Annotated in this window: 21 protein-coding genes, 1 tRNA gene and 1 riboswitch; of the genes, 11 read left to right on the top strand and 11 right to left on the bottom strand. The window is 64.5% G+C overall.

Annotated features, from left to right (window positions below):
- Window positions 1-34: 34 nt before the first annotated feature.
- Window positions 35-141: riboswitch (TPP riboswitch) on the bottom strand.
- Between the two features lie 133 nt (window positions 142-274).
- From N5A93_RS05910 to N5A93_RS05900, 3 genes are all read left to right on the top strand, one after another.
- Window positions 275-874 carry a heme NO-binding domain-containing protein gene (locus tag N5A93_RS05910; protein ID WP_268954153.1) on the top strand — a complete coding sequence of 200 codons (600 nt, stop codon included), beginning with the start codon at window positions 275-277 and terminating at the stop codon, window positions 872-874.
- Window positions 871-1,914 (top strand): diguanylate cyclase domain-containing protein, encoded by a 1,044-nt coding sequence (locus N5A93_RS05905; protein WP_268954152.1) that lies wholly within the window; start codon window positions 871-873, stop codon window positions 1,912-1,914. Before N5A93_RS05910 ends, N5A93_RS05905 begins: the two co-directional genes overlap by 4 nt.
- Before the next feature lie 199 nt (window positions 1,915-2,113).
- The gene (locus N5A93_RS05900; protein WP_268954151.1) at window positions 2,114-2,512 is read left to right on the top strand and encodes a diacylglycerol kinase; all 399 of its coding nucleotides are present in this window, start codon (window positions 2,114-2,116) and stop codon (window positions 2,510-2,512) included.
- 19 nt (window positions 2,513-2,531) lie between these two features.
- Here the strand turns inward: N5A93_RS05900 and N5A93_RS05895 are convergent, their stop codons facing one another.
- The 6 genes from N5A93_RS05895 to N5A93_RS05870 all read right to left on the bottom strand — a co-directional run bounded on the left by N5A93_RS05895 (window position 2,532) and on the right by N5A93_RS05870 (window position 8,554).
- Entirely contained in the window at window positions 2,532-3,647 is a 1,116-nt protein-coding gene (locus N5A93_RS05895; protein WP_268954150.1) for a glycine cleavage T C-terminal barrel domain-containing protein, read from the bottom strand.
- Between the two features lie 192 nt (window positions 3,648-3,839).
- Window positions 3,840-3,914 (bottom strand) — tRNA-Glu (locus tag N5A93_RS05890).
- Window positions 3,915-4,033: 119 nt separating this feature from the next.
- Entirely contained in the window at window positions 4,034-5,785 is a 1,752-nt protein-coding gene (recJ, locus tag N5A93_RS05885; protein ID WP_268954149.1) for a single-stranded-DNA-specific exonuclease RecJ, read from the bottom strand.
- Between the two features lie 15 nt (window positions 5,786-5,800).
- Window positions 5,801-6,763, bottom strand: a complete 963-nt coding sequence (gene glpX, locus N5A93_RS05880) for a class II fructose-bisphosphatase (protein ID WP_268954148.1) — start codon at window positions 6,761-6,763, stop codon at window positions 5,801-5,803.
- Window positions 6,764-6,848: 85 nt separating this feature from the next.
- Complete coding sequence (locus N5A93_RS05875; protein ID WP_268954147.1) at window positions 6,849-8,135, bottom strand: homoserine dehydrogenase; 1,287 nt, start codon at window positions 8,133-8,135, stop codon at window positions 6,849-6,851.
- Window positions 8,136-8,233: 98 nt separating this feature from the next.
- Window positions 8,234-8,554, bottom strand: coding sequence for a hypothetical protein (locus N5A93_RS05870; RefSeq protein ID WP_268954146.1), 321 nt, complete (start codon window positions 8,552-8,554; stop codon window positions 8,234-8,236).
- A 104-nt stretch (window positions 8,555-8,658) separates the two neighbouring features.
- Between N5A93_RS05870 and N5A93_RS05865 the strand changes: the two genes are divergently transcribed.
- Window positions 8,659-9,267 carry a TetR/AcrR family transcriptional regulator gene (locus N5A93_RS05865; RefSeq protein WP_268954145.1) on the top strand — a complete coding sequence of 203 codons (609 nt, stop codon included), beginning with the start codon at window positions 8,659-8,661 and terminating at the stop codon, window positions 9,265-9,267.
- A gap of 330 nt (window positions 9,268-9,597) precedes the next feature.
- The gene (locus tag N5A93_RS05860; RefSeq protein WP_268954144.1) at window positions 9,598-10,743 is read left to right on the top strand and encodes a Hint domain-containing protein; all 1,146 of its coding nucleotides are present in this window, start codon (window positions 9,598-9,600) and stop codon (window positions 10,741-10,743) included.
- A 56-nt stretch (window positions 10,744-10,799) separates the two neighbouring features.
- On the opposite strand, the gene N5A93_RS05855 is transcribed toward N5A93_RS05860, so the two are convergent.
- Complete coding sequence (locus tag N5A93_RS05855) at window positions 10,800-11,711, bottom strand: pirin family protein (RefSeq protein ID WP_268954143.1); 912 nt, start codon at window positions 11,709-11,711, stop codon at window positions 10,800-10,802.
- 179 nt (window positions 11,712-11,890) lie between these two features.
- On the opposite strand from N5A93_RS05855, the gene N5A93_RS05850 reads away from it, so the two are divergent.
- On the top strand, window positions 11,891-12,373 hold the full coding sequence (locus tag N5A93_RS05850; protein ID WP_268954142.1) for a hypothetical protein: 483 nt from the start codon (window positions 11,891-11,893) through the stop codon (window positions 12,371-12,373).
- A 27-nt stretch (window positions 12,374-12,400) separates the two neighbouring features.
- On the opposite strand, the gene N5A93_RS05845 is transcribed toward N5A93_RS05850, so the two are convergent.
- Genes N5A93_RS05845 through N5A93_RS05835 form a run of 3 tightly spaced genes read right to left on the bottom strand, consistent with a single transcriptional unit; the run spans window position 12,401 to window position 15,284 of the window.
- Window positions 12,401-12,964 carry a TadE/TadG family type IV pilus assembly protein gene (locus N5A93_RS05845; protein ID WP_268954141.1) on the bottom strand — a complete coding sequence of 188 codons (564 nt, stop codon included), beginning with the start codon at window positions 12,962-12,964 and terminating at the stop codon, window positions 12,401-12,403.
- Between the two features lie 5 nt (window positions 12,965-12,969).
- Entirely contained in the window at window positions 12,970-13,503 is a 534-nt protein-coding gene (locus N5A93_RS05840; RefSeq protein ID WP_268954140.1) for a TadE/TadG family type IV pilus assembly protein, read from the bottom strand.
- On the bottom strand, window positions 13,500-15,284 hold the full coding sequence (locus tag N5A93_RS05835; RefSeq protein WP_268954139.1) for a TadE/TadG family type IV pilus assembly protein: 1,785 nt from the start codon (window positions 15,282-15,284) through the stop codon (window positions 13,500-13,502). Before N5A93_RS05835 ends, N5A93_RS05840 begins: the two co-directional genes overlap by 4 nt.
- A 416-nt stretch (window positions 15,285-15,700) precedes the next feature.
- Here N5A93_RS05835 and N5A93_RS05830 point away from each other — a divergent pair, with 416 nt between their 5' ends.
- The 5 genes from N5A93_RS05830 (at window position 15,701) to N5A93_RS05810 (ending at window position 22,521) form a co-directional block, all read left to right on the top strand.
- Window positions 15,701-17,131 carry a Glu/Leu/Phe/Val family dehydrogenase gene (locus tag N5A93_RS05830; RefSeq protein WP_268954138.1) on the top strand — a complete coding sequence of 477 codons (1,431 nt, stop codon included), beginning with the start codon at window positions 15,701-15,703 and terminating at the stop codon, window positions 17,129-17,131.
- A gap of 95 nt (window positions 17,132-17,226) precedes the next feature.
- A complete protein-coding gene (locus N5A93_RS05825) occupies window positions 17,227-17,547 on the top strand; it encodes a hypothetical protein (protein WP_268954137.1) in 321 nt (106 codons plus the stop codon).
- Window positions 17,548-17,605: 58 nt separating this feature from the next.
- Window positions 17,606-19,576 (top strand): DNA primase, encoded by a 1,971-nt coding sequence (gene dnaG, locus N5A93_RS05820; protein ID WP_268954136.1) that lies wholly within the window; start codon window positions 17,606-17,608, stop codon window positions 19,574-19,576.
- 119 nt (window positions 19,577-19,695) lie between these two features.
- The gene (rpoD, locus tag N5A93_RS05815; protein ID WP_268954135.1) at window positions 19,696-21,684 is read left to right on the top strand and encodes an RNA polymerase sigma factor RpoD; all 1,989 of its coding nucleotides are present in this window, start codon (window positions 19,696-19,698) and stop codon (window positions 21,682-21,684) included.
- Window positions 21,685-22,098: 414 nt separating this feature from the next.
- The gene (locus tag N5A93_RS05810; RefSeq protein ID WP_268954134.1) at window positions 22,099-22,521 is read left to right on the top strand and encodes a secondary thiamine-phosphate synthase enzyme YjbQ; all 423 of its coding nucleotides are present in this window, start codon (window positions 22,099-22,101) and stop codon (window positions 22,519-22,521) included.
- A 6-nt stretch (window positions 22,522-22,527) separates the two neighbouring features.
- Here the strand turns inward: N5A93_RS05810 and N5A93_RS05805 are convergent, their stop codons facing one another.
- Window positions 22,528-23,205 (bottom strand): SDR family oxidoreductase, encoded by a 678-nt coding sequence (locus N5A93_RS05805; RefSeq protein WP_268954133.1) that lies wholly within the window; start codon window positions 23,203-23,205, stop codon window positions 22,528-22,530.
- Window positions 23,206-23,245: the final 40 nt, after the last annotated feature.

Genomic DNA, 23,245 nt, shown 5'->3' with positions numbered 1-23,245 from the left:
GGTCCGGGGCGAGGGAAGAGCGGGGCGCGCGATGCGATATCTGTGCTCCGTTCCCTCCGCCGGTACTGACCGGATCAGGTTCGATGGGTTGGTCACGGACCTCTCAGCCTTGGTTGTCCCAAGGCACCCCAACGGATACCCCCGTGTATCAAGCCAGCCGCGACAGGGCAAGCGGTGGCTGGGTCTGTGGGAAAAATCGCGACAATTGAAACTGTTGAGGCGGAATTAACGGGTGTTTTCGCATGCTGGGCGCGGTTGGAGAGTGGAGGCCGTGATGCATGGGCTTGTCAATCGCTCGGTCGAGCGGTTCGTGCGCGATACATATGGGATCGAGATATGGTCGCAGGTCGCGCGCTTGCTGGACCCCGATATCGGCGCGTTCGATTCGATGCAGGCGTGTGACGCCAGCGTCACCCAGCACCTGCTGGCGGTGGTGGAGAATGTCCTGAAGCGGCCATTGCGCGCCATCGAGGAGGATATCGGCACTTATCTCGTGACCCATCCACATAATGCCTCCGTGCGCCGCCTGCTGCGCTTCGGGGGTGACAGTTTCGAGGAATTCATGCATTCGCTGGACGATCTGCCCGACCGCGCGCATCTGGCGCTGCCGGGGCTGGAACTGCCGCGCCTCGAGGTGGTCGCCTGCCGGGGGGGCGTGTTCACGCTTGCGGTGACGCCCGTCAGTCCCGAGTCCGAGGGGTTCGGTGCCGCGTTCCTGGGGCTGTTGCGGGCCATGGCGGATGATTACGGCACCCTGGCCACGCTGGATTACAAGGGCCAGAATGCGGGCCGCGAGTTGATCGAGGTGGAGCTTCTGGTGCAGGATCACAGCGAGGGGCGCGATTTCGCGCTCGGGGCGGAGTCGGGCCGGTGAGCACGCTTTTCGACACGCTCTGCCCGATGCACGCGCGCCTTGGCGCGCATGGTCATATCGTCCATGCCGGGCCGACATTGCAGCGCATCCACCCGGAGGGCGATCTGCGCGGCCGCCGCTTTCTGGAACTCTTCGAGATGCGCCGCCCGGTCAAGGGACATTCGATGGAAGCATTGCGCGCGGCCTCGGGCCTGCCCTTGCGGCTGCGCATGCGCCAGCCGCCGGGGCTGGCGCTGAAGGGTGTTCTGGTGGCGCTCGGGCCGGACTCGCCGGTCGGTCCGGCAGGGGGCGCGTTGGTGAACCTGTCTTTCGCCATTGCGCTGCCGGAGGCGGTGCGCGCCTTCGACCTCACCCGCGCCGATTTCGCGGCGACGGATCTCGCGATCGAGATGCTCTATCTGATCGAGGCCAAGACGATGACGATGGATGCCCTGCACAAGGCGAACATGCGCTTGCAGGGCGGCAAGACCGAGGCCGAGCAAAAGGCATTCACCGATACGCTCACAGGCTTGGGCAACCGCCGCTTGCTGGAGCGCGTCGCCACGCGGTTGATCGCGGGCGAGCGCGATTTCGCGCTGTTGAGCCTCGATCTGGATTTCTTCAAGGCGGTCAATTACAGTCTGGGCCATGCGGCGGGGGATCATGTGCTGCGCGCCGCCGCGCAGGCGATGCTTGAGGAAACCCGCAGCGATGACACCGTGCTGCGCTTTGGCGGGGATGAATTCGTGCTGATCCTGACCGGGATGACACGCCGCGCCGAGGTGGATGAATTCGCCCGCCGCCTGATCGCCCGGCTGGAAGCGCCCATCATCCATCAAGGCGAGGCCTGCCGCATCTCGGCCAGTATCGGTGCAGTGCTGAGCCGGGACCGCGACGCGCCCGATATCGACACGATGCTGGCACAGGCCGACGCGGCGCTTTACGCGGCCAAGCATCGCGGGCGCGCACGCCACGTGCTTTATGACCCGGCGAACCCGCCGGACATGCCGGCAAGGACAAAACGGGACGCCAAAGGGGATGAGACCGGCTCTCGGCCCTGAGCGGGATCGCTATCGGCAAAGCGGATGGGATGCGGGCTGACGGCGCGTGCATTCCGTCGATCATCGGCAGGGTGGCATTGACGCGCGAGGCGCTGACCAGACTGCGCCACGCGATGCCCGGCCTTCTTGACATGCGGACCGCCGCGCGGGATTCAGATATTGACCTGACCGAAACCTGCCGCAGCGAGGGCCGAGACACGTGAAGAAAGTCACCCCGGGAGATCCCGAGCCGAAGGTCGTTCCCGCGCGGCGCGGTCTGCTTCATGTCGTCGACGCGGCGCAGTATTCGCTGGCCGGGTTGCACCGCCTGAGCCGCGAAACCGCCGCCCGTCTGGAACTGCTGGCGGCTGGCGGGGCGGCGCTTGGGTTCCTTTGGCGGGGGGCCGAGATATGGCATTGGGCGGTGCTGGTGTCCCTTGTCGCGCTGGTGCTGGCGATCGAGGCGATCAACACCGCGCTGGAAATCCTGGTTGACCGGGTGTCGCCGGAATGGTCGCTGATGGCGAAAGACGCCAAGGACCTCGGGTCGCTGGCGGTGGGGTTGATGCTGTTGGTCAGCGGCGGTTTCGTCGCATTGGTGATGACCGGCGTGATCTGAGCGCGCAGCGGCCTGCCGGTCAGTTCACGAAGGGCAGATCATGCAGGCGCGCAGGGTATGCGACGCCGTCGATCATGACCGCCAGAGCGCCGGACGCGTCGGCAAACTCCACCCCGATCAATCCGACCGCGATGGTCGCGCCAAGCCGTTTCGAACAGGCCAGTTCGCTGACGAAACCTGCATCCTCGCCATCGCATGTCAGCCTTACCGGATGGCCGGGCAGGGGCGGATCGCCGTCGACGATCAGCCCGGTGCGGCGCCGGGCAACGGGCCTGGCCGCCAGCCGTTCCAGCGCGGCGCGACCGACGAAATCGTGACCTGCCGCAAGGTCGATCAGCGCGCCAAAGCCCATCTCGAACGGGTTGGCGCGGTGGTCCTGCCAGCGCATGTCGGCGCCATAGGAAATGAGCCCGCTTTCCAGCCGTTCGACATCGTTGGGTGCGCCGGGGCCGATGCCGAAAGGCGCGCCCGCCGCCTTCACCCTGTCCCAGAGCCGCGTGCCGCAGGAACGGTCCATGAGATAGAGTTCATATCCGTCCTGCCTGGACCAGCCCGAGCGCGCAAGCACCAGCGGCATGCCGTCAAGCGTAGTGGAGACGAAGCCGAAATGGCGCAGATCGCGCGCCGTGTCGCCAAACAGCGCGGCGGCCACATCGACCGCCTTCGGCCCCTGTATCGCCATCGGCGAGACATCGGGTTCGCTGACAGCGACGTCCCAGCCCTTTTCACGGCCGATGGCCGCGGCCCAGAGGTGGATGTCGCTGTCGGCGACCGATAGCCAGTAGCGATCCCCGGCCAGTTTCAGAAGGACTGGGTCGTTGATCAGCCAGCCATCGTGATCGCAAAGCGGGACATAGCGGCCCTGGCCGACGCGGGTCTTGGCAAGGTTGCGCGGCGTCAGGTATTGCGCCAGCCGCCCCGCATCGGGGCCGGTCAGTTCGACCTGACGCTGCGCGCCGACGTCCCACATGGCGACGCCGTTCAGCAACCGGTCATATTCGGCCTCGGGGTCGCCGAAATGGGCCGGGATATACATGTGGTTATAGACCGAGAAACACCGGACGCCATCGCGCACAGTGGCGTCGAAATAGGCGGATTTGCGGATATTGGGGCCGATGCCGATCGAGACTGTCACGCGTTGTCCTCCGGGATGAATGTGCTGTCATCACAGCGCTTTCAATCTCACCTGTCCGGCATGACTGCAACGCGAATGTCGCAAGGACAACATTCTGAAGGCGGCTGAACGGTTGCGAGAGGGACAGGAGAACAGCGCCAAGGCCTGCAAGCGGCCTTGTCCGGGTGGTTTTTGGGTGGTGCTGGGGCAAAATGGCAGCCCGTAGGGGAATCGAACCCCTCTTTCCAGGTTGAAAACCTGGCGTCCTAACCGATAGACGAACGGGCCATGCCGTGGCGTGAGGCGTTACCTAGAAAAAAGCAGAGGCCGACGCAAGAGGCATTTTGCAAAAAATGCACGCGGTCGAGTGCGATATGCGCCAGGGCGCGCGCGGTGGCGGGCAAGGATCACGCTTTCCGCGCAGGCGCGGCGTCTTCGAGGCGCAATTGCACGGTCTGGCGGCCACCCCAGTGGTTGATGTCGAGCCGCCCAGCAAGGTGGAAGCGCGCGCCGCCATGCTGTTCGAGTGCCTGGCCCAAGGGCCCGTCGAAGGCGCCGAAGGCGATGGCGTCGAGTTGCCCTGACAAACCGTCGCCAAAGCGCAGTTTCAGGTGCGACTCGCCCACCCGTTTGGCAAAGCCGATGCTCATGTCGGGGAACACATAGCGCGGACCCGGCGCGCCTGCGCCGAAAGGACCGGCGGATTCGATCTGTTCGACCAGTTCCACGGTCGCGGCGCCGGGCATCAACAGCCCGTCAAGGCGCAGATCGGCAGGCCCGGCCATGCCCGCGCCCTGACGGGCCAGCAGTTCGGACAGGCGCGCCATCGCCGCGTCGATGCGGTCGCGTGCCACGCTCAGCCCGGCAGCCATGCGGTGCCCGCCGCCCTTGATCAGCAGGCCCTCGGCGGCGAGGCGCTGGATCGAGGCGCCAAGGTCCACCCCCGAGACCGACCGCCCCGAGCCCTTGCCCTCGTCGCCGTCGAGGCCGATCACGATGGCGGGCCGGTTGGTCAGTTCCTTGAGGCGAGAGGCGACGATGCCGACGACGCCGGGATGCCAGCCCTCGCCCGCCGCCCAGACCAGCGGCGCATCGAAGCCGCGCGCTTCGGCCTGTTCCAGGGCGGCGGCGCGCACCTGGGCTTCGACTTCGCGACGCTCGGAGTTGAGCTGATCCAGCCGCTCGGCCATGGCGCGGGCCTCGGCGGGGTCGCGCGTGGCCAGCAGGCGCGCGCCAAGATCGGCCTTGCCGATGCGCCCGCCCGCGTTGATGCGCGGCCCTAGGACAAATCCAAGGTGATAGGCGGCGGGCGCGCTATCAAGCCGTCCCACATCGCAGAGCGCCACAAGCCCCGGGCGGGCGCGATGCGCCATCACCCGCAGCCCCTGGCGCACGAAGGCGCGGTTCACCCCCTTGAGCGGCGCGACGTCGGCCACGGTGGCCAGCGCCACAAGATCCAGCATCGCCATGAGGTCGGGGCCCTTTTGCCCGGCCTCGCGCAGTTGGCGGCCCGCCTCGACCAGCATCAGAAACACGACCGCCGCGGCGCACAGATGCGCAAGATCGCCGGATTCGTCCTGCCGGTTGGGGTTCACCACGGCCAGCGCATCGGGCAGGGTCTCGCCGCCCAGGTGGTGGTCGAGGATCACCACATCGGCGCCCTTGGCGGCGGCGATGGCGTCATGGCTGACCGTGCCGCAATCGACGCAGACGATCAGGTCGTGATGCGCGGCAAGTTCGGACATGGCGGGCACGTTGGGGCCGTAACCCTCGTCGATCCGGTCGGGGACGTAAAGCGTGGCGCTTTGGCCCATCCGGTGCAGCCAGTCCAGCAGCAGCGCCGCCGAGGCGCCGCCATCCACGTCATAATCGGCAAAGATCGCGACCCGCTGCCCGTCGCGCACCGCCTGAAGGAACCGCTTGGCGGCGGCTTCCATGTCCTTGAGGCTGCGCGGATCGGGCAAGAGGTCCCGCAGCGCCGGGACCAGGTAGGCTTCGGCCTCATCGGTGCCGACGCCAAGGCGCGCGAGCGTCTGGCACAGCGGGCGGGGCAGGGCGGTGGCCTGGGTCATTGCCTCGGCCATGCGGTCGATTTCCGTGCCGGGGCCGATCCATCGCCGCCCGGTCAGGGAGCTTTCAATTCCGAGATAGGCATCCACCCCCGGCCCGCAACGTCAGCGGATCGGGTTGCGGTAGATCATCCGGCGCAGCGAACCGGTCTTGGACCGCATCAGCACGGTTTCGGTCTCGACATAGCCGGGACGGCGTTTGATCCCCGAGACGACCGAACCGTTGGTCACACCGGTTGCGGCGAGGATGACATCGGATGTCACCATCTCGTCGCGGGCATAGACGCGGTCGAGATCGGTGATTCCGGCCTTTGCGGCGCGGCCCTTTTCGTCGTCGTTGCGAAACAGCAGGCGGCCCCACATCTGCCCGCCCATGCATTTGAGCGCACTGGCGGCCAGAACACCCTCGGGCGCGCCGCCTGCGCCCATATACATGTCGATGCCGGTCATCTCGGCTTCGGCGCAATGCATGACGCCAGCCACGTCGCCATCGGTGATCATGTAGATCGAGGCGCCGGTCGAGCGCACGCCGTCGATCATTTCCTGGTGGCGGGGCCGTTCAAGAATGCAGACGGTGATTTCCGAGGGCTTGCAGCCCTTGGCTGCGGCCAGCGCCTCGACGCGTTCGCGCGGCGACATGTCGAGCGAGACCACGTCCTTGTCATAGCCCGGCCCGATGGCGAGCTTGTCCATGTACACATCCGGCGCATGCAGCAGCGTGCCGCGCGGCGCCATGGCGATCACGGTCAGCGCATTGGGCATCGCCTTGGCGGTCAGGGTCGTGCCTTCCAGGGGATCGAGCGCGATATCGACTCCGGGGCCGTTTCCGGTGCCGACCTCTTCGCCGATATAGAGCATCGGTGCCTCGTCGCGCTCACCCTCGCCGATCACCACGACGCCCTTGATGTCGAGCATGTCGAGTTGCTCGCGCATGGCGTTCACTGCCGCCTGGTCGGCGGCTTTCTCGTCGCCGCGACCGATCAGGTCGGCGCAGGCCAGGGCGGCGGCCTCGGACACGCGGGCAAGGCCCAGTGAAAGCATGCGGTCGTTGAAATCGGCGGCGGTCATGGCGGTTCCTTGTTTCTTCAAAACCCCGAAAGCATTAGCGGCAGGGCGGCTATGGCACAAGTGTTGCGGGGCGGGGCAGGGTGTCTCATAAGGTTTCGATGCGCAGGGCGACGGGTTCGTCCGAAATGACGTCGAGGCGCGACATCGCATCGAGCGCGCTGTCCAGCGCGCTGCGGGTGGTCTTGTGGGTCACGATCAGCACCGGGGCGGTGGTGTCGTCATGGCGATACTGGCGCATGCGGTTGATCGAGATGCCCGCCTCGCCCAGCACGGCCGCAACCTTGGCCAGCGCGCCGGGCTTGTCCTCGAGCAGGATGCGCAGGTAATAGGGCGCGGGCGTTGCGACGCGGGCCGGTTTGGGCGGTTGCAGGCCGGCGGCGGGCTGGCCGAAGGTTGATACCCGGCAGCCGCGCGCGATATCCATCACGTCGCTCATCACCGCGCTGGCGGTGGGGCCTTCGCCCGCGCCGGGGCCGCGCATCACGATCTGCTCGACCATGTCGCCTTCCAGGACGACCATATTGGTGCCCCCTTCAAGCTGCCCCAGCGGGCTGTCGGCGGGCACGAGGCAGGGCGACATGCGCTGCTCGAGCCCCCGCCCGGTCATCTGGGCGACGCCGAGAAGCTTGATGCGATAGCCCATGTCGTCTGCATGGCGGATATCGGCCAGCGTGACGCGCTCGATCCCCTCGAGTTCGATGGCGGCGAAATCGACCTGCGTGCCAAAAGCGATGGAGGACAAGAGCGCCAGCTTGTGCCCGGCGTCGATCCCGCCGACATCGAGATTGGGATCGGCTTCGAGATAGCCCAGCTTGTCGGCTTCCTCGAACAGGGTGTTATAGCCCTGGCCGGTGGCCTGCATCCGGGTCAGGATATAGTTGCAGGTGCCATTCATCACGCCCATCACGCGGGTGATGTCGTTGCCCGCAAGCCCTTCGGTCAGAGCCTTGACGACCGGGATGCCGCCCGCGACGGCGGCCTCGAAGCGCAGCACGTGACCTGCGGATTCCGCAGCGATTGCAAGGGCTTGGCCATGCAACGCCAGCATTGCCTTGTTGGCGGTGACGACATCCTTGCCCGCGGCGATGGCGGCTTCGGTCGCGGCCTTGGCCGGGCCGTCGCTGCCGCCCATCAATTCGACGAATACGTCCACGTCATCGCGACGGGCCAGTGCAACGGGGTCGTCCTCCCAGGCGTAGGCGTCAAGGGACACGCCGCGATCCTTGTCGCGGGTGCGCGCCGAGACGGCGCTGATCACCACTGGGCGACCTGCGCGGGCTGCCAGAAGGCTGGCTTTCTGGCGGACGATCTTGACGACACCGGTGCCGACGGTGCCCAGTCCGGCGATGCCAAGGCGCAGGGGTTCGGTCATGTCGGTCTCCAATCGTCACGGGAATAGGGCTATGAAAACGCGATGTAACGGGTTCGCAGGCGCCTTGCAACGCGGGTTTTTCGTGGGGACGGCGGGGATTACTGAGCGTCGGAGGCTTGGGGGTCCGGTGACTGGATGCCGCGGGCCATGCGGTCGCGCGTCTCGTTGTCGATGACCGATCCGCTCAGTTGGGCAGCGCGATCGCGCAGGGTTTCGGCGCGGTCTTCGACATCGGTTTCATCCTGCTCGGTGACAGTGGGCTCGGCGGCGCGGGCCTGAAGGGATTCGCTGGGCACGAGATCCATGTAGGGCGCGGCGCGCATCTCGTCGTCGATCGTCTCGTCGAGCTCGGGAAACCGGGTGCAGCCGGTGGCGGACAGGGCGATCAGGGTCAACGGGGCAAGGGCAAAGAGGCGCATGGGCGATCTCGGGACGGGGCGGTTGTTTCCCTCATGCCACTGTTTCACCGCCGAGGGCAAGCGGGGGCTTTGATTTGAACAGGCGTTCAGATAACCCTGATGCCATGGCCAGGACACAGGGATCGCATTCGGACATCACCGGCCCGCGGGTGCGGAAGGCGGCGTTGCGATTGTTTGCGTCCCATGGCTATGCCGCTGTTTCCATGAGACAAATAGCGGGTGAAGTCGGGGTTCAGGCGGGAGCGCTTTATAATTACACGCCTGACAAGCAAAGCCTGCTGTTCGACCTGATGAAAGGCCATATGGATGACCTGCTGGCCGCCCGCGAGACGGCGCCCGGCCCGGTGGAGCCGCTGGCGGCGCTGGAGAATTTTACCCGTTTCCACATCCGTTTCCACCATGATCGCCCCGACGAGGTGTTTATTTCCTACATGGAGCTGCGGAACCTTTCACCCGAAAACTTCAAGGAAATCGAGGGGCTTAGACGGCTCTATGAAGATCAGCTTGAGGCGATCCTGCGCCGTGGCGTGGAGCTTGGGGCGTTCGAGGTGGCCGAGCCCAAGATCGCGGCAATGGCCGTGATCGCCATGCTGAACGGGGTCAATACCTGGTTCCGGGAAGGCGGGCGGCTGAGTCTGCCCCAGATCGAGCAGCTGCACTGGGACATGGTGCGCAAGGCCGTATCGGCGCCAGAGCTGCCGAATCACGGTTAGCAGACTGTCTTCAAAAGACAAATCGCTTCGGCGTCGCGTCGGCATCAGGTCGGTATCGCGTCGGTGCCGTGGACCGCGGCGGCGAGGATTGCCGGAGCGGGCGGCGCATGACGAAAGCGCAACCCTGACTTGTACCGGGAAGTGCACAAAGCCAACAAACTCTTGCCCGATTGCCGGGCTAAAACGAGTGGCCGCCTAACCGTTTGTTAGGCATGGCTTAGTATCATGGCGCTGCTCGGCGGGAGCGCGCAAGACGGTTGGGCATGCTTGTGGCGCGGGCCATGCCCAGTGGACAAGTGGCATGTGTTGCCTGAGTTGGAGTGTGTTTCGATGCCAAGCTATGATCTGCTTCTCTACAATACCAACAGTGTCACGCAATATTCCGAGACGAATGTCCTGTCCACGCCGGAGTCGAGCTTCTTTCCGAACAGTTCGACCGGGGATAATGATGCTGACGGCGCGACTGTCACATTCGGCAATCTGAACGGCGAGGTCATCACCGTCGACGACGATGACGCCACGTTCGAGGATGGCGATGTCGGTCTGATCGGAGCACAAACCTCGACCTCCTCGACCAGCCTGTTCAATCTCGATGGCGGGATCGAACCTGAATATGCCTATACGCTGACCGATCCGGCGACAGGAGAATCGTTTCGAATATATGCTGTCACGGCGACGGACCTGCTCATTGGCAATACGGTGGTGGGCTTTGCCTCGGAGCGGCCAATCGATCCGACTGTCACATACTATGTCAGCTATGACGCGCCGTCGCTTCTTGGGAGTACGCCGGATTCCGACCCGACCGTCGCGTATTCCAGCCTCATCTGCTTTGCGCGCGGCTCCCTTATCGATACCGATCGCGGGCCGGTCGCGGTCGAGGACCTTGGCCCCGGGGATCCGGTGGTAACGCTCGATCACGGCTGTCAGCCGATCCGGTGGATCGGCAGGCGCTGCCTGAGCCGTGCCGAGATACGCGCCGCGCCGCATATGCGCCCGATCCGCATCCGCGCCGGATCCCTGGGCGAGAGCCTGCCGACCAAGGATCTGATGGTGCCGCAGCAGCACAGGATGCTGGTGCGTTCGACCTTCGTTAAGCGGATGTTCGCGGCTGGCGAGGTTCTGGTTGCAGCCAAGCACCTGCTGGCGCTGGACGGGGTCGAGATTGTCGAGGAAGCAGGGGAGGTGGAGTATTTCCACCTGCTGTTCGACCGGCACGAGATCATCTTTGCAAACGGCGCCCTGACCGAGAGCCTTTATACCGGCCCGATGGCGATGCGCTCGTTATGTCCGCAATCGCGCGCCGAAATCCTGGAGCTGTTCCCGGAGCTCAGATACATGTCCGAGCCGCCCCGCCCCATTCGCCAGTTTTCGAGCGCACGCAAGGGCCAGCAACTGGCGCGGCGACACCAGAAGAACGGTAAGGCGGTGGTGGAAATCGAAACAACGCGGCGGGACGTCGCCATGCCGGTGGCGTAACGACGAGCATCGCCCTGAAGGCCGCCACGCAGCGCGGGGCGCATCCGCTGACCTGTTCAATGCGCGGGCTTGATGAAGGTGCCGTTGCGCAGTTCGCGCATCGCCTGTTGCAGCTCTTCGCCGGTATTCATGACGATCGGGCCGTGCCAGGCGACGGGCTCGGCTATGGGCGCGCCCGAGACCAGCAGGAAGCGGATGCCGTTCTCGCCGGCCTGCACCGTCACCTCGTCGCCGGTGCCAAAGCGGATCAGGGTGCGGTCGCCGGACATGTCGCGGATATTGACCTCCTGGCCCATGACCTCTTTTTCCAGAAGCACGCCCTGTGGCTGGCTGGCATCGGCAAAGGCGCCAGCGCCCTCGAACACATAGGCGAAGGCACGCCGGTAGGTATCGACGGGAAGGGTCTTTTTCACGCCCGGCGGCACCGAGATATCGAGGTATTGCGGATCGGCGGCAATGCCGTCGACCGGGCCGCGCCGCCCCCAGAAACTGCCGACCACCACGCGCACGACCGTGCCGTCGTCGTCGATCACCTCGGGGATGTCGGGGGCCTTCACGTCCTGGTAGCGCGGCGCGGTCATCTTGAGCGATGAGGGCAGATTGGCCCAGAGCTGGAAGCCATGCATCTGACCCTGTGCGTTCCCTTTCGGCATTTCCTGGTGCATGATGCCGGACCCGGCGGTCATCCATTGCACGTCGCCCGCCCCGAGCGCGCCGCGATTGCCGAGGCTGTCGCCATGTTCGACGCTGCCCGAAAGGACATAGGTGATGGTCTCGATGCCGCGATGCGGGTGCCAGGGGAATCCTTGGGCATAATGCGCCGGGTCTTCGTTGCGAAAATCGTCGAACAGCAGGAACGGGTCCAGCTCGGATGGTTTGTGAAAGCCGAAGGCGCGGTGCAGGTGGACACCGGCCCCTTCCATCGTGGGCTGGGCGGCGCGGGTTTCGAGGACGGGTCTGATGGACATGGCGTGTCTCCTTCTGCCGTCCGAGACGTATGGCATCGGGCGCGGGGTGCAATGGGTGCGCTTGTGTGGGTGCGAACCGGGCCTGTGCGCGAGGTCGCAGGCCGGTTGCGCCGCGCGAATGGCTCTCGCATCCGGGGCGCATTCGCGTTAAGCCCTCTTCTGCGAAACGGGAGGTGGCGATGGCGGACGAGGTATTGATGGTGCTCAAGGCATCACCCGGACGGCGGGTGCTGGGGGTCGGGACGGTTCTGACCCTGGGCGCGATCGCGGTCTATGTCGCCCTGTTCGAGCCGCCGGGCCATTTCGGGTGGACGGCGTTCCTGTTGGTCCTGGGGATGGCGGCGCTGTGGCTGAGCAACCGGATGCGTCAGGCCACTGTGGCGCATCTGGAACTGACGCGTGAGGCGCTGCGGAGCAGCACCGGCGAGGTTCTGGCACGCGTCGGCGATATCGAGGCGCTGGAACGCGGGGTGTTCGCCTTCAAGCCGTCGAACGGTTTTACCCTGCGCCTGAAGGAAGGCACCAGCGGCGTGCGCCGCTGGGAGCCGGGCCTGTGGTGGCGCATGGCGCGCCGTATCGGGGTCGGGGGGGTGACACCGGGCGCGCAATCGCGCGCCATGGCTGAGATCCTGGCCGAGCTGATGCAGCAGAACGCGCGCTGATGCGGCCGCAGGGGCGGCGACCGGCGGTCAGCAATCGGGGCACTTGACCTGTTCGGCAAAGCGCGGGCTGGTGAAGACGCGGGTCTGCATCGGGATGGAATCGCTGAATCCGACGCTGAGATGGGCTTCGTATTCCGAATAGGATTCGATCTGGATCAGGTGTTCGCCATTGCCCATGATGGGCAGGATGTCGTGGCGGGTCTTGACGCTGGCGTCGGTCAGTTCGTCAAGCGGGCCGTCGCCGCGCACTTCGGACCAGACGATCGCATATTCGTCATCTTCGGAATTGTAGGTGATGATCGAGACGCGCATCTGGTTTTCGCCGAAGTCATTGGTGAAATCGTCGAACAGCGTCTTGGTGTTGTCGATATAGCTGGCGGAGACGCTGGTCTGTTCGCGCGAGATCATGTCGACGATGGTATAGCTCGCCTTTTCGCGCACGCTTTTATAGCGATACATCTCGAAGAATTCGAAGGTCGCCGACAACGTCCAGAACAGGATCGGGACGATGACGACCGTCTCGACGGTCACGGTGCCGCTGGCACAGTCGCGAAAGCGGGCGAGAAAGGATTTCATCCTGGCGATCAGCATCGGATTCAGGGCTCCTGCACGAAGGCGGACATGGAGACGACCGCAGCCTGCCCGCTGCTGTCCTTTTTCAGGACGCTGCCAAGTGCGGCCCGGGGCATCATCGGATCGTATTTCAGGCAGGCGCGCAGCAGCATGAGCTGGTTGCGCTGGCCCGGCGCGAACTGGCGCACCGGCTTGGTGGGCTCGGCGGCGTCGGTGCAGTCGGCGGTTTGATCGAGCCCGGTATAGGCGCGGATGTCCACGGGCTTCATTTCCAGGCGCAGGTTATCGTTGCAGTTGCCGCCCAGCTTTGAGAAGTCGCAGACCATGCCCTTGATCGTCGGGTGGTTAGGCGGCGTGGCATAGCCCAGCCGGATCTGGCGCACGGTGAGGTCGAGGCCGCGTTCCAGCATGGCATGGCGCAGCGTGATGACGCTGAGTTCGATCGAGAACAGCAGGAGCATCATGAAGACCGGGAAGATGATGACGAACTCCACCGTGGCGTTGCCCCTGTCATCGCGCCCGAAGCGCGAGAGCCTGTTTGCGAGATACCGGGTCACTGGGTTAATCTCAATTTCTGGACGTTTGCGGCGATGGCGCCGAATGCCTGTTTGATGTTCACCGTGGTCGCGTCGTAATGATTGCCGTCGCTTGACGCGCAGGCCGCCAGCTTGTCCGCGGCGCTGACCTGGTCACCCATGTCATAGGCGATGGTGAAAACGACGATCCCCGCATTGTCGGCCGCACCGCAGATATCGTCCATGCGGTCGTTCTTGTCGGCGCGGCTGATGCTGGCCGAGCCGGAGCTGGAGAATTGAGCGTCGGGAATGCCGTCGCCGCTGACATAGCTGTAATAATCCGGCGACATCAGGCCCCAGGCCTGCTCCCAGCTCAGGCGGGTTTCGTCGATCAGGTTGGGGAACGCGTCGTTGCGGCTGTGGAAATACTGGTTCCGGGCCGGATCGTAGTAGTCGCGATATTTGTTGGGCGTGTAGATGTAGTGGCCCTCGCGCTCCTCGGTCGTGTAATCACATTCCCATGTGCCGACATACGTTCTCCAGATCCAGAAGCCCTCGTAAACGTCATTGCCACAATTGGATTGGTTGTTGGAGTAGTCGATGACGCTGCCGCTCGAGTTCACCAGCTTTGCCTGCTCGAACTCTTCCGCTTCATAGGTGACCTCGTAGACATTGGAGTCCGGGCCGCGATAATCGGGTATCGAATGGCTTACGGGCACGTTCGGGTCGATCAAGTTGTTTGGATCCGACAGGTGATAGGACCAGTCATTCGCGCCGTCACCCATCAGGATGATGATCTTGAGCACCTGGCCGGTCGTGTAAAGCGCGGGCAGGTCCGTGATGTCGGGATTGACGACGTTGTTGGCCTGAAGGCTGGTCACGACCGGGCGGAAGGCCGGATCGAGCATGGCGGATGCCCATTTCATTCCCATATCGGCCGAAGTACTGCCAGCAGCCTTGAGCGAATCGAGCTTGGTCTCAAGCGCGCTGTAGGTCGTGGCATAAGGCAGGATGCGGAAATAGTCGTCGGTAAAGCAGGTGCGGTTATAGGCGCTCGTGGAGCCGTATTCGACATTGCCGGAGCCGACCTCGCCGAAGTCGCCGTATAGCGACGTGTAGATCGTCTGCGCATAGGAGATGTTCGGGTCGATCGCCGCGTAGGTGAATTCGTCGTCGGTGAAGTCGAGGCAGGTCGAATACTGATGCCGTTCATCGACCGACAGCGCCTCAAACATCTCGTCCGAGGGGGTCACGTTCCAGCTGTAGGGCACGATCGAGATGGTGGTGGTCCCGTCATCCGACTTGCTGAGCACGTCGTCGACGAATTCCTTGGCCGCTTCCTTCATCTTGGTCATGCGGGTGCCGGCCATCGAGCCGGACACGTCGAGCGCCAGAACGATTTCCATCTTGGGGGATGCGATCGCGGCGGTTGAGGATGCGGCGGCGTCCAGGGTGTCGATGCCGGACAGCCTCATCAGGAGCGTATCCATCTTCATCGACGCCGAGGCCGTGACGCGCTTGCTGTTGAGCCCGGCGTCGATATCCTTATCGGGGTCGATGGGATGCAGATATTGTTGCAGACCGGCGGCTTCGAAGTAATTTTCGACGATTGCCTTGATCTCTGCGTCGCTGGCACCGACGGGGGCACCGGCCCCCGCGAGCACGGCGCTGTCGAGCGTCGACTGGATATGGGTGCGCGACATCTCGTGGCGCATCGTGTCGATCCCGAGCCCGGCGGACACCAGCATGATGACGAAAATAATGATCGCAAGGGCGACGACGGCCCCGTCCTCGTCCTTGCGGAAGCGCCAAAGCGCGCACATCAATTCTATCTTGGAAATTCGCGGCTTGCCCGACGTCAAACAATGACGGACGCCCCGCGTCTTCTTAAAGCCAATCATACATCACCTCGCAAATTCGACGTATCGTCTGTGTGAGGACGGTCCCGGTCCCGGAATGGTCAAAGGGTAAGTTCTTCACGACTTTTATGGCTAAATTAGGACGCCACAAGGTGGTTCAGGCGGCAATAAGGTGGTGTTTCGAAACGGTTTCTCTGTGTTCTGCGCAGTTGTTTCCGGCGTGGCGGCAATCGCCCGGCGAAAGCACCGACGCCCTGACCGCGAGTCCCTCCGCATGCCACGGGTGGACAAAATTGTCGCAGGCATTCACGATGCTTAAAGCCTGAGGGCGTAGTTGGGGGAGTGCCGCAATTGTGCTGGTGTGACAAGGGAGACGCGCGATGAAAGAAATCACAGAACCGACGTTCCGCGAAAGTGTGGATCTCATGTTCAACCGGGCCGTCGCCCTCATGGATCTGCCACCGGGGCTGGAGGAGAAGATCCGCGTGTGCAACGCGACCTACACGGTGCGCTTTGGTGTGCGGCTGCGGGACAAGATCCATACATTCGTGGGTTATCGCAGCGTCCATTCCGAACATATGGAGCCTGTGAAGGGCGGTATCCGCTACTCCATGGCCGTCAACCAGGACGAGGTCGAGGCGCTGGCGGCGCTGATGACCTATAAATGCGCGCTCGTCGAGGCGCCGTTCGGCGGCTCGAAGGGTGGCCTTTGCGTTGATCCGCGCGAATGGGACGAACACGAGTTGGAACGGATCACCCGCCGCTTCGCCTATGAACTGGCCAAGCGCGACCTGATCCACCCCAGCCAGAACGTGCCCGCGCCCGACATGGGCACCGGCGAGCGCGAGATGGCTTGGATCGCCGACCAGTACCGGCGGATGAACACCACCGACATAAATGCGCGCGCCTGCGTGACGGGCAAGCCGCTCAATGCCGGGGGCATCGCCGGGCGCGTCGAGGCGACGGGGCGCGGCGTGCAATATGCGCTGCGCGAATTTTTCCGCCACCCCGATGACAAGCAGGCCGCGAAAATGACCGGCACGCTGGATGGCAAGCGCGTGATCGTGCAGGGCCTTGGCAATGTGGGCTATCACGCCGCCAAGTTCCTGAGCGAAGAGGATGGCGCGATCATCACCGGCATCATCGAGCATGACGGTGCCCTGTTCAGCGAGAACGGCCTTGACGTTGAGGCCGTGCGCGCCTGGATCATGAAGCATGGCGGCGTGTCCGGTTATCCCGACGCGACCCACAGCGCCGAGGGCGGCGCGGTGCTGGAGGAGGAGTGCGACATCCTGATCCCGGCGGCGCTGGAGGGCGTGATCAACATGAACAACGCCGACCGCATCAAGGCGGCGCTGATCATCGAGGCGGCGAACGGCCCGGTGACGGCGGGAGCCGATGACATCCTGCGCCGCAAGGGCACGGTGATCATCCCCGACATGTATGCCAACGCAGGCGGTGTCACGGTGTCCTATTTCGAGTGGGTCAAGAACCTGAGCCATATCCGCTTTGGCCGCATGGGCCGCCGTCAGGAAGAGGCGCGCCACCAGCTGATCGTGGACGAACTGGAGCGGCTGGACAAGCATCTGGGCGATGCCTGGGTCATCTCGCCCAATTTCAAGCAGCAATATCTGCGCGGGGCGGGCGAGCTGGAACTGGTGCGCTCGGGTCTGGATGATACGATGCGCACGGCCTACCAGTCCATGCGTGAGGTCTGGCACGGGCGCGATGACGTGACCGACCTGCGCACCGCGGCTTACCTCGTATCGATCGACAAGGTCGCCTCCAGTTATCGCGCGCTCGGGCTTTGAGCGCGTATCTGGAAACCTGAGAACCGGCCCCGGTCCGTTGCCATTCGTGCCGGGGCCTGACAGGTTGGCGTAAGATCACCGGAAAAGGGGGATTCATGTTGCGATTTGTGACCCTGTGCTGCGGGCTTGCCCTGACGGGCGGCGCCGCCCTCGCCCAGACAGAGACCGAGGCCGAAAAGGCCGACCGCTGCGCCGCGCTGGCTGATGTCGTTGAGCGCAGCGTGACCGCCCGCCAGCTTGGCCAGAATGCCAGTCAGGCCAAGCGCGGGCTGACCAGCGGAGAAGGGGCCGTGGCGGCGAAATACGCGCCCGGTGTACCGCCACTTGTCGACTGGATCTACACGCTGCCCGAAGAGCAGCTTTCCCCCGGACTGCAAGCCGCCTTCGAGAAACAATGTCTGGATTACAGCGGCTAGTGCGACAGCGCCTCGGGTGATCTTGCCCACGCGCCAAGGATCGCCCATATTCCCAAGCATGAGTCTACCGCCCGGCTTCCTCGATGAATTGCGAACACGGACCTCGCTTGCCCAGGTGGCGGGCCGAAAGGTCATGTGGGACAACCGCAAGTCCAATCAGGGCAAGGGCGACATGTGGGCGCCGTGCCCCTTCCATCAGGAAAAGACCGCCAGTTTCCATGTCGATGACCGCAAGGGATTCTATTACTGCTTTGGCTGCCATGCCAAGGGCGACGCGATCAGCTTCGTGAAGGAGACCGAGAACGTCGATTTCATGGAGGCCGTGCGCATTCTGGCACAGGAGGCGGGGATGCAGATCCCCGAGCGCGACCCGCAGGCGCAGCAGAAGGCCGACCGGCGCAGTCAGCTGGCTGAGGTGATGGAAGCGGCGGTGCAGTTCTTCGGCCTTCAGCTCAGGACCGCGGGCGGCGCCGCCGCGCGCGAATACCTTGCGGGGCGCGGTCTGGACGAGGCAGCACAGGCGCGTTTCGAGCTGGGTTTCGCCCCCGCGGCCTGGCAGGCGCTGTGGGATCACCTCAAGGGCAAGGGCATTGCCGACGAGTTGATCATGGAGTGCGGGCTGGCCCGCCCCAGCCGCAAGCCGGGCGGGCGGCCATATGACGTCTTTCGCAACCGCATCATGTTCCCGATCCGCGACCCGCGCGGGCGCTGCATCGCCTTTGGCGGGCGGGCGATGGATCCAAATGACGACGCGAAATACTATAACTCCCCCGACACCGAGCTTTTTGACAAGTCACGCACGCTCTATCACCACGGCCCTGCGCGCGAGGCTGCGGGCAAGGGCAAGCCGCTGATCGTGGCCGAGGGCTACATGGACGTGATCGCGTTGGCGCTGGCGGGGTTGGACGCCGCCGTTGCGCCGCTTGGCACGGCAATCACCGAGCATCAGTTGCAGATGCTGTGGCGGATATCCGACGAGCCCATCATCGCGCTGGACGGCGACCGGGCCGGTCTGGGCGCGGCCTATCGCGCCATCGACCTTGCGCTGCCGCTGATCGAGGCGGGCAAGTCGCTGCGTTTCGCGCTGATGCCCGAGGGGCAGGACCCGGACGACCTGTTGCGCGCCAAGGGCGCGGGCGCGCTGCGGGAGGTGCTGGACGCGGCAGTGCCGATGGTGCAGCTCTTGTGGCGGCGAGAGACCGAGGGGCGCGATTTCGACAGCCCCGAGCGGCGCGCCGCACTGGACAAGGCGCTGCGCGAGAAGATCAAACTGATCCGTGATCCGTCGATCCGCAGCCATTACGGACAGGCGATCAAGGATCTGCGGTGGGAGCTGTTCAGCCCGCGCCGCGCGCCGGGCGGGTCGCGCCGTCAGGGTGGCCGGATCGGCAGCACCGGGCGCTGGCAGCCGGCCCCGGAGCCCGCGCGACCGGGCACGCGTTCCTCGCTTCTGGCCGCCGCCGGTGATGGCGCGCCGCATCGCCTGCGCGAGGCGGTGGTGCTGGCCTCGGTGATCTGCACGCCGGAGGTGTTCGACGATGTGGAAAGCGCGCTTGAAACGATGATCTGCACTGATCCCGACCACGAGCGTCTGCGCGCGCTGATCCTGAGGCACGCGCCCGAAGGGGCGCAGGATTTGCGCAAGCGCATCGACGAGACATTCGGTGGTGAGGCCCTTGAAAAGCTGCTCGGATTGCCCCATGTCGCGCTGGCGCCCGCAGTGCGCCGGCCCGGAGACACCGACATGGCGCGCATGACCATCGCCGAGGAACTGGCGAAGCTGGAGGCCGAGCGCGGGCTTGATGCCGAAGTAAGTGAGGCGGCCGAGGATCTTGCCGGGGTGGCCGACGAGGCCGTCACGTGGCGCCTCGGGCAGGCCGCAGAACAACGCCAGCGCACCTTGCGCAGTCAGAGCGAGGACCACACGGAATACGACCTAGCCGATAACGGCGCCCGAATCAGTCGCGACGAGCGTGAGCGCCTGGATGCGCTGCTTGATCGCATCACCTTTTCCAAACCGACGCGTTGATTGTCGTTTGGTGAGGAATAGGTAAAGAAAACAGGGTAAAGGGTGTGCGAATCAGCAGATCGCGCTATTGATTCGTACTGAACGAATCACCCGGACTGCCCATTGTTCAGGAGACCTTCATGGCCGCCAAGGATAACGACGACCAAAAGCCGGACGAGCAGGACACCGAGATGTCGCTCGATATGAGCCAGACTGCGGTCAAGAAGATGATCGCCGAGGCGCGCGAGAAGGGGTTCATTACCTACGATCAGCTCAACAAGGTGTTGCCGCCCGATCAGGTTTCGTCCGAGCAGATCGAGGATGTGATGTCGATGCTCAGCGAGATGGGCATCAACATCATCGAGGAGGAAGACGCCGAGGACGAGGAGCACAGAACCACCGCCGTTGCCGAGATCGGCAAGAAGGGCGAACTGGCGCTCGGCTCGGGCAAGGACGAGAAGCTGGACCGCACCGACGATCCGGTGCGCATGTATCTGCGCGAGATGGGCAGCGTCGAGTTGCTGAGCCGCGAAGGCGAGATCGCCATCGCCAAGCGGATCGAGGCCGGGCGCAACACCATGATCGCGGGCCTGTGCGAAAGCCCGCTGACCTTTCAGGCCATCACCATCTGGCGCGACGAACTTCTGGGCGAGGACATCCTGCTGCGCGATGTGATCGACCTGGAGACCACCTTCGGCAACCAGCTTGACGAAGAGGGCGCCGAACCGGTGGTCGAGGCCGCCAATGTCGCCGCTGCGCCGGCGGAAAAGAAAGAGAACGACCAGCCCGAACTGGATGCGGACGGCAATCCCATCGCCTCGGATGACGACGACGACGAGGAGGAGGAAGAACAGGCCAACATGAGCCTGGCCGCCATGGAGGCCGCGCTGAAGCCGCGGGTTCTGGAGACGCTGGACCGGATCGCCGACGATTACGAGATGCTGAGCGAAATGCAGGATAGCCGTATCTCGGCCACGCTCAACGAGGACGGCTCGTTTTCGAAAAAGCAGGAGGCGACCTATCAGAAGCTGCGCTCGGAGATTGTCGAGCTGGTGAACTCGCTGCACCTGCACAACAACCGGATCGAGGCGCTGATCGACCAGCTTTACGGCATCAACCGGCGGATCATGCAGATCGACAGCGCGATGGTGAAGCTGGCCGACCAGGCCCGCATCAACCGCCGCGAATTCATCGACGAGTATCGCGGCCGCGAACTGGACCCCAACTGGCTGGACGACATGGCCGCCAAATCGGGCCGGGGCTGGCAGATGTTCATGGAGCGCCACCCGGAAAAGGTTGCTGAACTGCGCGCCGACATGGCGCAGGTGGGCCAGTATGTCGGCCTTGATATCAGCGAATTCCGCCGCATCGTGAGCCAGGTCCAGAAGGGCGAGAAAGAGGCCCGTCTGGCCAAGAAGGAAATGGTCGAAGCCAACCTGCGGCTGGTCATTTCCATCGCCAAGAAATACACGAACCGCGGCCTGCAATTCCTTGATCTCATTCAGGAAGGCAATATCGGCCTGATGAAGGCCGTGGACAAGTTCGAGTATCGCCGGGGCTACAAGTTCTCTACCTATGCGACATGGTGGATCCGTCAGGCGATCACCCGCTCGATCGCCGATCAGGCCCGCACCATCCGCATCCCGGTCCACATGATCGAGACGATCAACAAGCTGGTGCGCACCGGGCGCCAGATGCTGCACGAGATCGGCCGCGAACCCACCCCGGAGGAACTGGCCGAAAAGCTGCAGATGCCGCTGGAAAAGGTCCGCAAGGTGATGAAGATCGCCAAGGAACCGATCAGCCTCGAGACGCCCATCGGCGACGAGGAGGACAGCCAGCTTGGCGATTTCATCGAGGACAAGAACGTCGTCCTGCCGCTGGATTCCGCCATTCAGGACAACCTCAAGGAAACCACGACGCGGGTCTTGTCATCGCTGACCCCACGCGAGGAACGGGTGCTGCGGATGCGCTTCGGGATCGGCATGAACACCGACCACACGCTTGAAGAGGTGGGCCAGCAGTTCAGCGTGACGCGCGAACGCATCCGCCAGATCGAGGCCAAGGCGCTGCGCAAGCTCAAGCATCCGAGCCGGTCGCGCAAGCTGCGGTCCTTCCTGGATCAGTAGCCCCGCCCAAGGGCACCGGACGAGAGAAAAAGAAGCCGCGGAGACGCGGCTTTTTTTGTACGAAACGTCCGTTTTGTACACCGGTTTTGTACCGATATCGGGCAGGACGCGCGCAGGTTTGTACACACCGCCCGAAGCGGCCTGAAAGGGCCGCTCGGGGCGCTGGAGAAGGTCGGGATGCATCACCGTGCGCCCTGTTGACCTTTGACGCCGCGCGCCTGGCGGGCACGGGGCATGGTTGCGCGAATGTGAACCGGGCGCGCGGTGAAGAGGGGGTGAACGCGGCGCGCCGTGCCGTCACGCGATGGAAAGGATTGGGCCGCGCGCGCGTCGCTGTGTTACACTTGTGCGGCGCAGGAGGCGGCGGGCCAGTGCCGGAACGCCAGGCGCAACAAATGGCGGGAGTGCCGAGCCATGCAGACCAGTTTCACCATCGCGACCGAGGGGCAGGGGCTTTATGAATTCACCCGTCAGGTCACCGCATGGGTGGCCGGATCGGGGGTGGATGCGGGGCTGCTGACGCTGTTCATCCGCCACACATCGGCCAGTCTGCTGATCCAGGAAAATGCCGACCCGGACGTCACCCGCGATCTGCGCGAATGGTTCGGGCGGCTGGTGCCGCCGGGCAATGACCCGGCGATGTCCTGGATGCGCCACATCCAGGAGGGCCCCGACGACATGCCCGCCCATATCAAGGCGGCGATGCTGCCGGTCAGCCTGTCGGTCCCGGTGCATGGGGGTCATCCGCTTTTGGGCACATGGCAGGGCATTTACCTGTTCGAGCATCGCGATACGCCCCACCGGCGCGCGGTGGCGGCGCATCTGTCGGGAACGTAGCCCGCGTCAGTAGCCGGGCATCAGCACCAGTTCGCGCAGGTCGGCGCGGCGTGGTTGATCGAGGGCATGGACCACGCTGGCGGCCACGTCCTCGGGTTGCAGCTTGTCGGGTTTGGGCTCGGCGAAGAACGGGGTATCCACCATGCCCGGCGCGATCACCGTGCAGCGCCCGCCCCATTCGCGCATCTCCCGGGACATGTTGCCGGCGAAACCGTGGACGAACCATTTCGAGGCGCCATAGACCGAACCGGGCAGGTGGATCTTGCCGGCGACCGAGCCGGTCATCACCAGATGCCCCTGGCTGGCGCGCAAGGCGGCCATGGCGGCGCGGGTCGTCCACAGAAGGCCCATGACGTTCACCTCCATCATGGCGCGCCATTCCTTTGGGTCGCCATGTTCGGCGCCGGGCGTGTCGAGCCCCATGCCCGCATTGGCGAAGACCGCCTGAAGCCCCTGAAAATGCGTGGCGGCGCGTTCGATGGCGGCGGCGACCTCGTCATATTGCGTGACATCGCCGGGCAGGACGAGGGCGCGGTCATTGCCGATTTCGTCGGCGATCGCCGAGAGCTTTTCGCCGTTGCGCGCGAACAGCGCCACGTTCCAGCCCGCATCGGCGGCGGCGCGGGCGGTGGCCGCGCCGATGCCGCTGGAGGCACCGGTGATGAATAGCGTCTTGTCGCTCATGGGGACTGTCCTTTCGGCGTTGGAATTCGGGTGTCGTGGC

Origin of the sequence: Roseovarius salincola (genome assembly GCF_026891095.1) — a bacterium.
GTDB lineage: Bacteria > Pseudomonadota > Alphaproteobacteria > Rhodobacterales > Rhodobacteraceae > Roseovarius > Roseovarius salincola.
The sequence above is the reverse complement of the archived record's forward strand: the minus strand, read 5'-3'. Positions and strand labels throughout refer to the sequence as shown.